The sequence below is a fragment of the Streptomyces alkaliphilus genome, from assembly GCF_014141535.1.
Lineage (GTDB): Bacteria > Actinomycetota > Actinomycetes > Streptomycetales > Streptomycetaceae > Streptomyces > Streptomyces alkaliphilus.
The window spans coordinates 1-2,990 of sequence record NZ_VKHT01000654.1 but is presented as its reverse complement, the minus strand read 5'-3'; the positions used below and the strand labels follow the sequence as shown (position 1 = coordinate 2,990).

2 protein-coding genes are annotated in these 2,990 nt (G+C 71.9%); one reads left to right on the top strand and one right to left on the bottom strand.

The window, feature by feature from the left end:
- Positions 1–1,527 (top strand): family 10 glycosylhydrolase (locus FNQ90_RS18050; RefSeq protein ID WP_228471359.1); only part of this gene is annotated, 1,527 nt, incomplete at its 5' end.
- Positions 1,528–1,602: 75 nt separating this feature from the next.
- Here the strand turns inward: FNQ90_RS18050 and FNQ90_RS18045 are convergent.
- Positions 1,603–2,922, bottom strand: a complete 1,320-nt coding sequence (locus FNQ90_RS18045; RefSeq protein WP_182607329.1) for an aspartate aminotransferase family protein — start codon at positions 2,920–2,922, stop codon at positions 1,603–1,605.
- Positions 2,923–2,990: the final 68 nt, after the last annotated feature.

Below are 2,990 nucleotides of genomic sequence, written 5' to 3'. Positions count from 1 at the left end.
CCCCTCGCCGCCGATTCGGAACACCACCCCGTCGGCGTCCCCGACCAGTGGCGCAGCTACTGGGTGGACGCCTTCAACGAGGGGATCCAGAGCCCCGCCCGGGTGAGCCGGGTGATCGAGGACGCCCTGGCGGTGAACGCCAACGCCCTCATCGTGCAGATCTCCCGCCGCTGGGACTGCTTCTGCGACCGCTCCCTGTATCCGCGCACCGACGCGGCCATCGATCCCGCCCCCTACGACCCGTTGGACGAGGTGATCCGACAGGCCCGGGAGGCGGGCCTGGAGGTGCACGCCTGGGTCAACGTCAACACGCTGTGGAACAGCGCCACCCCACCGCGCTCCCCGGAGCACGCCTTCAACCGGCACGGTCCCACCGCCGAGGGAGCCGACCGCTGGCTCAACCGCCGGGCCGACGGCACCGAGATGATCGGAGCGAACTCCTACATCGATCCCGGCCACCCCGCCGCCGTGGACCACATCGTCGAGGCGGTCCGCGGCCTGGTTCGCGAGTACGACGTGGACGGGATCAACCTCGACTACATCCGCCACCCCGACGGCAGCGCGGCTACCGGCCGCAGCGACTGGGGGTACAACGAGGTCTCCCTCGCCCGCTTCCGGGCCGCCACCGGCCGCGTGGACACGCCCCACCCCGCCGACGCCGAGTGGACCGCCTGGCGGCGCGACCAGGTGACCGGGCTGGTGCGACGGTTGTACCTGGGGCTGTGGGAGGAGGACCCGACGGTCCGACTCTCGGTCAACGCCGTCACCTACGGCCACGGTCCCGGCGTCACCGGTGGCTGGGAGAGCTCCCGCCCCTACACCGAGGTTCTCCAGGACTGGGCCGGATGGCTGGAGGAGGGCATCGTGGACACCGTGGTCGCGATGAACTACAAGCGGCAGTGGATGCCCGACCAGGCCGCGATGTTCGCCGAGTGGTCGGAGTTCCTGGCCGACCACCAGTCCGGCCGACAGGCCGTCAACGGGCCCGCCCTCTACCTGAACCCGATCGCCGAGAGTGTGGAACAGGCCCGGATCGCCCTGGCTCCCACCGCCGCCGGCAACACGATCGCCGGATGGAGCGGGTACTCCTATGCCAATCCGAGTTCCGCGCATGTGGACGGCTCGCCGGCGGACCGGGCGGCGGAACGGGACGCACTGGCGCGGGCCCTGACGACCGGTCCCCGGGCCCCGCTGGCCGGCCAGGCCGGGGTGCCGGGGATGGAGTGGCGGGAGCGGCCGACCGACGGCCACCTCGCCGGGACGGTGTCCCTGCGCGACGGGACCCCGGTGGACGGTGCCCGGGTGACGGCGCGTCCGCTCCTCCGGGGCTCCGGCGGGTCCGACGCGGTGCCGGTCGCGCGCACCGACGGCTCGGGCCGTTTCGGTCTGGCGCATCTACCGGTGGGCCGGTATCTGGTGACCCTGGAGCCGCCGGCGGGCACCTCCGGGCCCCGCACCGCGGTGGTCCGGGTGACCGCGGGCGGGGTCGCGGCCGCCGACTTCACGCGCTTGACGCCGCGACACTGAACCACCGAACGGCCCGTCGCCTCCCCTCCCGGCATCCGGGAGGGGAGGCGACGGGCGGGCGTCACGACCCCGGGATCACAGCATCGACCACGCCTTCGTGAGCACCGATCGCAGGATCTGCTCGATCTCGTCGAAGACCACCTGATCACTGATCAGCGGCGGTGCGAGCTGCACCACCGGGTCGCCCCGGTCGTCGGCCCGGCAGTACAGGCCGGCCTCGAACAGCGCTCCGGACAGGAAGCCGTAGAGGATCCGCTCGCACTCCTCCTCGGTGAACGTCTCCTTCGTGGTCCGGTCCTTGACCAGTTCGATGCCGTAGAAGAAGCCGTCCCCGCGCACGTCGCCGACGATCGGCAGGTCCAGCAGCCGCTCCAGGGTGGCCCGGAAGTCGGCTTCCTTCTCCAGCACGCGGCGGTTGAGCCCCTCGCGCTCGAAGATGTCGAGGTTGGCCAGGGCGACGGCGGCCGAGACCGGGTGCCCCCCGAAGGTGTAGCCGTGGGCGAAGACGTGGTCGTCCCGGAAGAACGGTTCGGCGATCCGGTCGGAGACGATCGCGGCGCCGATCGGGGAGTAGCCGGAGGTCATGCCCTTGGCACAGGTGATGATGTCCGGAACGTAGCCGAACTTGTCGCAGGCGAACGTCGTGCCCAGCCGGCCGAAGGCACAGATCACCTCGTCGGAGACGAGCAGCACCCCGTACCGGTCACAGATCTCCCGGACCCGGGCGAAGTAACCGGGCGGCGGCGGGAAGCAGCCACCGGCGTTCTGCACCGGTTCCAGGAAGACGGCCGCGATGGTCTCCGGCCCCTCGAAGAGGATCTGTTCCTCGATGCGGTCCGCCGCCCAGCGGCCGAACGCCTCGGGGTCGTCGCCGTGGACCGGGGCCCGGTAGATGTTGGTGTTGGGCACCTTGTGGGCGCCGGGAACCAACGGTTCGAAGGGTGCGCGCAGGGCCGGCAGGCCGGTGATGGACAGGGCACCGTGCGGGGTGCCGTGGTAGGCCACCGCGCGGGAGATCACCTTGTACCGTCCGGAGCCGCCGGTCAGTCGGTGGTACTGCTTGGCCAGCTTCCAGGCGGTCTCCACCGCCTCGCCGCCCCCGGTGGTGAAGAAGACCTTGTTCAGGTCTCCCGGCGCCTCGTGGGCCAGGCGTTCGGCCAGTTCGATCGCCGGTGGGTGGGCGTAGGACCACACGGGGAAGAACGCCAGGTCGCGGGCCTGGGCGGCGGCGGCCTCGGCCAGTTCGGCCCGGCCGTGGCCGGCCTGGACGACGAACAGCCCCGAGAGGCCGTCGATGTAGCGACGGCCGCGGTCGTCGAAGACGTGGACGCCCTCCCCCCGCACGATGGTGGGGACCGGGGACCGGTCGTAGGACGACATGCGGGTGAAGTGCATCCACAGGTGGTCCCGGGCGGCGCGGGAGGCGGACCCGCCTTTCGCCGGGGTCGGTGGGGTCGCGGGGG